Here is a 7,741-nt window from a genome sequence, read left to right on the forward strand (position 1 = left end):
GCGGGGATGGTTGCCGCCGCCGCTGCCGCCATCGGCACGACATTGGCGGGCATCGCGATGCCGATCGGCTGCGACAGTTCGGGACGCGCCGAGCGGATCGGGCGCAGCAGCATCGCCATCTGATCGGTGCCGACTTCCATGCCCTGGAAGAACACGGCGGCGCGCTCGACCAGATTCTTGAGTTCGCGGACGTTACCCGGCCAGTCGTGCGCCATCAGGATGGCCATGGCATCGTCGGTGAACACCGGCGGATTGTCGGCTGCAAAGCCGCGCGAGAGAAAATGCCGGACCAGCATCGGAATGTCCTCGATGCGTTCGGCGAGCGCGGGCAGCTCGATCGGAAGCACGTTGAGGCGGTAGAACAAGTCGGCGCGGAACCGGCCTTCGCCGATCGCGCTTTCCAGGCACTGGTGGGTCGCCGCGATCAGGCGGACATCGACGCGGACGTCGTCGTTGCTGCCGATGCGGCGGACCTTCTGGTCCTCGAGCACGCGCAGCAGCCGGACCTGCATGTCGAGCGGCATCTCGCCGATCTCGTCGAGGAACAGCGTGCCGTTGTTGGCGGATTCGAAATGGCCGATGCGGCGGGCGATCGCGCCGGTAAAGCTGCCCTTTTCATGGCCGAACAGTTCGGATTCGATCAGTTCGCGCGGGATCGCGCCGCTGTTGACCGCGATGAACGGGGCGGCGGCACGCTGCGAGGCGCGGTGCAGCGCATGCGCGACCAGCTCCTTGCCGGTGCCCGACGGGCCGGTGATCAGGACCGAGGCATTGGTCTGTGCCGCGAAGCGTACCAGGCCGCGGATCTCGCGGATCGCAACGCTGTTGCCCACGATCAGGTCGGCCATGGCCTGTCCGTCGATCTGTTCCATCTTGCTTGCCCCATATCGTTACCGGCACTGCTTGCCGTGTCTGGTTAACGATTTAGGGGTCATTCGTTAACGATGCGTAAAGCCGTCAGGCCGGCTGACAGTTTTCGCCATTTTTTTGACAGGCTGGGGAAAGCTTGCGTCCCGATCCGGGGCGGGCCGCGGGTCAGCGCTTCTCGGCGGGCTTGGCCATGTTGAAGCAGGTTTCGAAGTCGATATCGGTCGCATCGTCGCCGGGATCGCGCGCCTTTTCCCTCGCGATCGCCGCCTCGCGGGTCTCGATCAGCTTCGCATCGGCCTCGTTGCCGCTCAGCCCCTCGTCGCGCATGTCGTCGCGGGCGCGCGATTCGAGCACGCTGGCGAGCGTCCTGAGGTCGCGCGCGGTGCTCGAATCGCCCTCGCGGCCCTTCACCTCTTCATAGGCCAATTGCACATAGACGGCGCATTGCAGCATCGATGGCGGCGGGGGGACCGGAACGGCGGCGTCGAGCTTTTCGAGGCACGGGCCCATGATCGCATCGAGCACGCCCGCCGGATCGTTCGACTGCGCGGCATCGGTCTGCAATTGCTGGACGATCTGCGTCAGCACCGCGCCGATCGCCTCCTGGCTGGAGGCGGTTTCGGTAACGATTCGCTCGGCGGTGTTAACGAAATAGGTGCGGCCGCGCGTGACCATGGTCGGATAGGCCAGGGCGGAGGTCACGCCGCGTTCCTGCTCGGAGGCGATGATCGCGAAGGCCGCGCCGCAGGTCAGGTCGTCGCGCTGCGCCTGCGACAGCATCGGCGGGGCAACGGGTGCAGGCGCGGGAGCGGCTTGCGCGGCGAACAACAGGGCGGCGAGGCTGATCATGGCCGCAAGCTTATGCGGGGGGCGATGCTGCCTGTCACCTGATTTTGGTGCAAAAGCGCCCGGTCTGTGACACGGGCGTTGCAACGCCGATTGTCACGCCGCAGCGGCACGGGCATAGCGTCGCACCGATGATCCAGCGTTTTCCCAAATGGCTCGCCCTGCTCGCGGGCGGGCTTTCCGCCACCGGCTTCGCGCCGCTGAACCTGTGGCCGGTGACGCTGGCGTGCATGGCCTTGCTGATCCATCTCGTCGCCACGGCGCCGAACCGCAAGGCCGCGTTTGCGCGCGGCTGGCTGTTCGGCCTGGGGCAGTTCACCATCGGGCTCAACTGGATCGCGATCGCCTTTACCTATCAGGATGCAATGCCGCACTGGCTCGGCTGGGTCGCGGTGGTCGGGCTGTCCTGCTATCTGGCGCTGTTTCCCGCACTGGCGGCGCTGGTCACCAGCTGGCTCGGCACAAAGCTGGCTCCCCGCGAAGGCGGGGACCCATCTCCTGCCAGTTCGATTGGGCACCATGTGGAGATGGACCCCCGCCTTCGCGGGGGAGCGGGTGTGTGTGCGGTTCTTGCCTTTGCGTCGCTCTGGCTCATCACCGAATGGATGCGCGCCTGGGTGTTTACCGGTTTTGCCTGGAACCCGCTGGGCGTCATCGCGCTTGAATTCGGCTGGGCGGCGCGGCTGGTCGGCACTTATGGTCTGAGCGCGCTGATGATGCTGATCGCTGGAGCGCTGCTGCTGGGCCTGCAGCGCCAGTGGAAACCGGCGCTCGCATTGGTCGCCGGCGTTGCTGCGGTGAGCCTCGGCGGATGGGCGCTCGCGCCTGCTCCTGCAGGGCTCACGCGCACGCCGATCACCGTGGTGCAGCCGAACAACGACCAGTCGGACAAATATGATCCGGTCATGGCGGCGCGCAATTTCGCGCGGCTGGTCGATCAGACCGTCGATCGCAATGCCCCGCCGGGGCGCATCGTCTTCTGGCCGGAAGCCGCCACCGAGGATTTCGTCGAGGATGGCTATCCGCGCCGCTATTATTATCCCGAAACCCCGGCGGGAATCCGCGCGCGGCTGACCCGGCCGATCAACGATGGCGACCTGCTGGTCACCGGCGGGGTGAAGCTCGATTTCGATCGCAATGGTCAGGCGGTGGCCGCGGCGAACAGCGTGTTCGTGTTCTCCAGCCAGGCCAGAATTCTGGGCAGCTATGACAAGAGCCATCTGGTGCCCGGCGGCGAATATCTGCCCTATGAGGAGATTCTGGGCCAGATCGGGCTGTCGCGGCTGGTTCCGGGCACGCTGGGCTTCACGCCGGGCCCCGGCGCGCAGACGCTCGATCTGGGGCGCTTCGGGCGCATGGGGTTGCAGATCTGCTACGAGATCGTGTTCTCGGGCGAGGTGGCCGATCGGAGCAATCGGCCCGATTTCCTGTTCAACCCCAGCAACGATGCCTGGTTCGGTCCCTGGGGGCCGCCGCAGCATCTGGCGCAGGCGCGGCTGCGCGCGCTCGAGGAAGGCGTGCCGGTGATCCGCTCGACCCCCACCGGTATCTCTGCGGTGGTTGATGCCGATGGGCGGCTGCTCGAATCGGTGCCGCATCACAGGGCCGGGCATATCGATGCGATGCTTCCCAGGGCCCATGCCGCCACCCCATTCGCGCTCTGGGGCAATCTCCTGCCGCTCGCGCTGGCTGGCTTTCTGATGCTGTTCGCGGTTGCACTGCGTGCATTCCGTCGCTAAGGGCGCTCATATAAGGAAATCTTTATATGTGCCTGCGGGGCGGTTCCCCGTGGGCCTCAGCAAGAAGGCGACCCATGCGCAAGAGCTTCCTCTTTACCTCCGAATCGGTCAGCGAAGGCCATCCCGACAAGGTCGCGGACCAGATTTCCGATTCGATCGTCGACCTGTTCCTCTCCAAGGACCCCTATGCGCGCGTCGCCTGCGAAACGCTGACCACCACGCAGCGCGTCGTGCTCGCCGGTGAAATCCGCTGCAAGGGCGTCTACGAGAACGGCGAATGGGCCCCGGGCGCGCTTGAGGAAATCGAGAAGACCGTTCGTGCGACCGTGAAGCGCATCGGCTACGAGCAGGACGGCTTCCATTGGGAGACCTTCAGCTTCGAGAACCATCTGCACGGCCAGTCGGCGGAAATCGCGCAGGGCGTCGATGCCAAGGACAACAAGGACGAAGGCGCGGGCGACCAGGGCATCATGTTCGGCTATGCCTCGGACGAGACCGAAGACCTGATGCCCGCGACGCTCGACTATTCGCACAAGATCCTCGAGCGCATGGCCGCCGACCGTCATAACAAGGTCGTCGACTTCCTCGAGCCCGACGCCAAGAGCCAGGTGACGCTCGCCTATGAAGATGAAAAGCCGGTGCGCGCCACCGCTCTCGTCGTCTCGACCCAGCATGCGCCCGATTATTACTGGCACGAGGGCGAGGGCGATGCCGACAAGTATCAGAAGCTGTACGACTATGTCGTCGGCGTGATGCACGACGTGCTGCCCAAGGGCTTCATCACCGACGAGACCAAGATCTACGTCAACCCGACCGGCCGCTTCGAGATCGGCGGTCCCGATGGCGATGCCGGCGTGACCGGCCGCAAGATCATCGTCGACACCTATGGCGGTGCCTCGCCGCACGGTGGTGGCGCGTTCTCGGGCAAGGACCCGACCAAGGTCGACCGTTCGGCGGCCTATATCAGCCGCTACATGGCGAAGAACATCGTCGCTGCGGGTCTGGCGCGTCGCTGCACGATCCAGCTGTCCTATGCCATCGGCATTGCCGAGCCGCTGTCGCTCTATGTCGACACGCACGGCACCGGTACGGTCGCCGACGACAAGATCGAGGCGGTGCTGCCGCAGCTCGTCCGCCTGACGCCGCGCGGCATCCGCGAGCATCTGGGCCTCAACAAGCCGATCTACCAGAAGTCGGCGGCATATGGCCATTTCGGCCGCAAGCCCGAAGGCGACTTCTTCCCCTGGGAAAAGACCGATCTCGCCGAAAAGCTGAAGGCCGCGCTGGCCTGATCCGGACGGATTGCTGAAACACGAAAGGCCGGGTCATCATCGCGATGACCCGGCCTTTTCGTTTGCGCCTCAGGGACCCCACGTCCGCTCAGCCTGAGCCTGTCGGAGGCCCCGCACTACCGTTCCGCCCTGTCCTTCGTCACCGCCGCAAAAGCGGGGTCCCGCTTTCCTTCGGTCCTGAACGATCAAGCGGGATTCCCGCGTTCGCGGGAATGACGGCCGGAATAATGGCGCCCATGGCGCGGGGCCTTCGACAGGCTCAGGCTGAGCGGGGCAGGGCGATCAGTCGCGATCCTGCCCTCAAAGCTTCCCGAATTTTGCCTCGAACCCGGCAATGTCGCCGCGCGCGAGGAATCCGGCCTGTTCGATCCAGTTGTCGCGGTCGATGCGGCCCTTGAAGGTGCCGAGATAGGGGTCGATCTCCGCCACGTCGGCAGCGGTCCAGGCGGCGATCTGGTCGTAGCGCGCCACGCCAAGTTCTCCGAGCAGCGTGTTGAGCTTGGGGCCGATGCCCTTAATCTTGCGCAGATCGTCCGGATCGCCGACCGCTGCGGCGATGCGCGGCTTGCCGCTCGCCTGGGCTTCGGCGGCCTGGGCGGCAATCTGGGCATCGACATCGGCGGTGGAGAGCGCTGCCACGGTCGGATCGGGCGCACCGCCGATGGTGGGGATGATCGCCGGAGGGGCTTCGACGGCAGCATGGCCATGATCGTGCGCACCATGCCCGTGATCATGCCTATGATCGTCGTGGCCATGCCCGGCATCGTGATGGCCGGTGCCGCCACTGCGCCCGACCAGCGCCCAGATGAGGATCATCACCGCGATCACCAGCGCGGCGATCAGGAAAAACAGTTGCTGTCCGTCCATGGATTATCGAGGCCTTTCGTCAACGCGGGGCCCGGCATGCGATGCGGCCCGCCCTGCTCTGGCCCTTAACCGCAGGATCGCCTCGTGACCAGTCCCGCGATGACCTGCGGCGGGACTTACATCACGCGGTCGCGTTCCTCGTCGATCTGTTCCTGGATGTCGCGCGCCAGTTCGCAGGCCTCGTCATCGCCATCGTCGCATTTGCGCAGCGCCTTGTCGCGCTGGCGCTGCAGCTTGCCCAGGCGTTCCTCGGCCTTGCGCATCGCACGACCGCGGTTTTCATCGGCCTCGGACTGGCTGGTGGTGGCCAGATCGACACCCTTGGAGACGATCTTGACCGGCGCGGTGACGATCGACCCCACCGCGCTGGCCACGCACCCGGTCAGCGCCAGCGGCGCGATCAGCGCGACTGCAACTACAGCTTTCATCGATTCGACCCTCCGGCGCGCATGCGTGCGCGTCTTCGGTCCTGCTATAGCCCGGCTGAGCCTTTGCTGAACCGTTATTTCAGCAGGTCGAGTGCAAAGGCGCGGATTTCCTCGCCCATGTCCTCGCGCTCGAGCGCGATCGCCAGGTTCGCCTGGACATAGCCCGCCTTGGAACCGCAGTCGTACCGCTTGCCGGCAAAGGTCACGGCATGGAACGGCTGGGTGCCGATCATCCGCGCCATCGCGTCGGTCAGCTGGATCTCGCCGCCCGCGCCCTTTTCCTGGCTCTCCAGCGTGCGCATGACCTCGGGCTGCAGGATATAGCGGCCCGAGATGATGAGGTTCGACGGGGCGTCCTCGACCCTGGGTTTTTCAACCAGGCCCAGCACCTCGGTGGTGTCGCCCTCGCTCTGGCCCGGGGCGATGACGCCATAGCTCGACACCGCCTCGTGCGGCACCTCGAGCACGCTGATGACGTTGCCGCCCAGCCGGTTATAGGCCTCGACCATCTGCTTCATGCAGCCCGGCGAGCCGACCATGAATTCGTCGGGCAGGAAGATCGCGAAGGGTTCGTCGCCGACGATATCGCGCGCGCACCAGATCGCATGGCCGAGGCCGAGCGGCTCCTGCTGGCGCACATAGGCGCAATTGCCGGGGCCAAGCCTTGTGGGTTCGAGCACTTCGAGCGACTTGCCGCGCTCGGCCATCGTCTTTTCCAGCTCGAACGCGATGTCGAAATGGTCCTCGATCGCGCTCTTGCCGCGCCCGGTGACGAAGATCATCTGCTCGATCCCCGCTTCGCGCGCCTCGTCGACCGCATACTGGATCAGCGGGCGATCGACGATCGGCAGCATCTCCTTGGGGATCGCCTTGGTCGCGGGAAGGAAACGGGTGCCCAGACCGGCAACCGGAAACACAGCTTTGCGGATGGGCTTCACTTTATGTCCTCTTTATCGGTCCCGATAGCCGGGCGCAGACCTTGCAGTGCACCGTCCGGCTGTCAAGCCGTCCCGCATGGCACCATGGTGTCAGGCCTTGACCCGCGCGGCAAAGCTCTTGCGCAGCTTTTGCAGCTTGGGCGGAATCACCGCCAGGCAATAGGGGTTCCGCTGGCCTTCGCCCTGCCAGTATTCCTGGTGGTAATCCTCGGCCGGATACCAGGTGGTCGGCTCCTCGATCGTGGTGACGATGGTCGAGGGCCAGTTCGCCTGATTGCGGCTCATCGCGGCCTCGGCTTCGACCTGCTGCACCGCATCGAGCGGAAAGATCGCCGAGCGATACTGGGTGCCGACATCATTGCCCTGGCGGTTGAGCTGCGTCGGATCGTGCGTCGCGAAGAAGATGTCGAGCAGATCGGCATAGCTCAGCTGCTCGTCGTCGAAGGTCACGCGGATTGCCTCGGCATGACCGGTATTGCCCGAGCAGACCTGCTTGTAGGTCGGGTTCTCGGTGGTGCCGCCGATATAGCCGCTTTCCACCTTGCTCACGCCGATCACGTCGTTGAACACGGCCTCGGTGCACCAGAAACAGCCTCCGGCGATGATCGCGGTCTGCTGGGTCATGCTGAATTTCCTTGCGTCTATCCCCTCCCGCTTGCGGAAGGGGTGGCTGGGCCAAAGGCTCAGCCGGGGTGGGAATGACATCGCTTCAGTTCGGGCCCAGCCCGGCTCAGCACGCTGAGCCTTCCCCACCCGGACGC

At 65.3% G+C, this 7,741-nt stretch carries 8 protein-coding genes; 2 read left to right on the forward strand and 6 right to left on the reverse strand.

Annotated elements, in window-relative coordinates:
- Together DM995_RS13090 and DM995_RS13095 are read right to left on the reverse strand one after the other, a co-directional pair.
- A partial coding sequence (locus DM995_RS13090; protein WP_157973297.1) for a sigma-54 interaction domain-containing protein occupies window positions 1-872 on the reverse strand: 872 nt, incomplete at its 3' end.
- 163 nt (window positions 873-1,035) lie between these two features.
- Window positions 1,036-1,719, reverse strand: coding sequence for a hypothetical protein (locus DM995_RS13095; RefSeq protein WP_116969701.1), 684 nt, complete (start codon window positions 1,717-1,719; stop codon window positions 1,036-1,038).
- Window positions 1,720-1,847: 128 nt separating this feature from the next.
- On the opposite strand from DM995_RS13095, the gene lnt reads away from it, so the two are divergent.
- Window positions 1,848-3,455, forward strand: a complete 1,608-nt coding sequence (gene lnt / locus DM995_RS13100) for an apolipoprotein N-acyltransferase (protein WP_116969702.1) — start codon at window positions 1,848-1,850, stop codon at window positions 3,453-3,455.
- A gap of 74 nt (window positions 3,456-3,529) precedes the next feature.
- Window positions 3,530-4,747 carry a methionine adenosyltransferase gene (gene metK / locus DM995_RS13105; protein ID WP_023839697.1) on the forward strand — a complete coding sequence of 406 codons (1,218 nt, stop codon included), beginning with the start codon at window positions 3,530-3,532 and terminating at the stop codon, window positions 4,745-4,747.
- A gap of 300 nt (window positions 4,748-5,047) precedes the next feature.
- Here the strand turns inward: metK and DM995_RS13110 are convergent, their stop codons facing one another.
- The 4 genes from DM995_RS13110 to msrA all read right to left on the reverse strand — a co-directional run bounded on the left by DM995_RS13110 (window position 5,048) and on the right by msrA (window position 7,604).
- Window positions 5,048-5,614, reverse strand: a complete 567-nt coding sequence (locus DM995_RS13110; protein WP_116969703.1) for a helix-hairpin-helix domain-containing protein — start codon at window positions 5,612-5,614, stop codon at window positions 5,048-5,050.
- Between the two features lie 116 nt (window positions 5,615-5,730).
- The gene (locus DM995_RS13115) at window positions 5,731-6,042 is read right to left on the reverse strand and encodes a hypothetical protein (RefSeq protein WP_023839699.1); all 312 of its coding nucleotides are present in this window, start codon (window positions 6,040-6,042) and stop codon (window positions 5,731-5,733) included.
- 74 nt (window positions 6,043-6,116) lie between these two features.
- A complete protein-coding gene (galU, locus tag DM995_RS13120) occupies window positions 6,117-6,980 on the reverse strand; it encodes a UTP--glucose-1-phosphate uridylyltransferase GalU (RefSeq protein ID WP_023839700.1) in 864 nt (287 codons plus the stop codon).
- 90 nt (window positions 6,981-7,070) lie between these two features.
- The gene (msrA, locus tag DM995_RS13125) at window positions 7,071-7,604 is read right to left on the reverse strand and encodes a peptide-methionine (S)-S-oxide reductase MsrA (protein WP_116969704.1); all 534 of its coding nucleotides are present in this window, start codon (window positions 7,602-7,604) and stop codon (window positions 7,071-7,073) included.
- Window positions 7,605-7,741 lie beyond the last annotated feature (137 nt).

Source organism: Blastomonas sp. UPD001, assembly GCF_003426715.1.
Classification (GTDB): domain Bacteria; phylum Pseudomonadota; class Alphaproteobacteria; order Sphingomonadales; family Sphingomonadaceae; genus Blastomonas.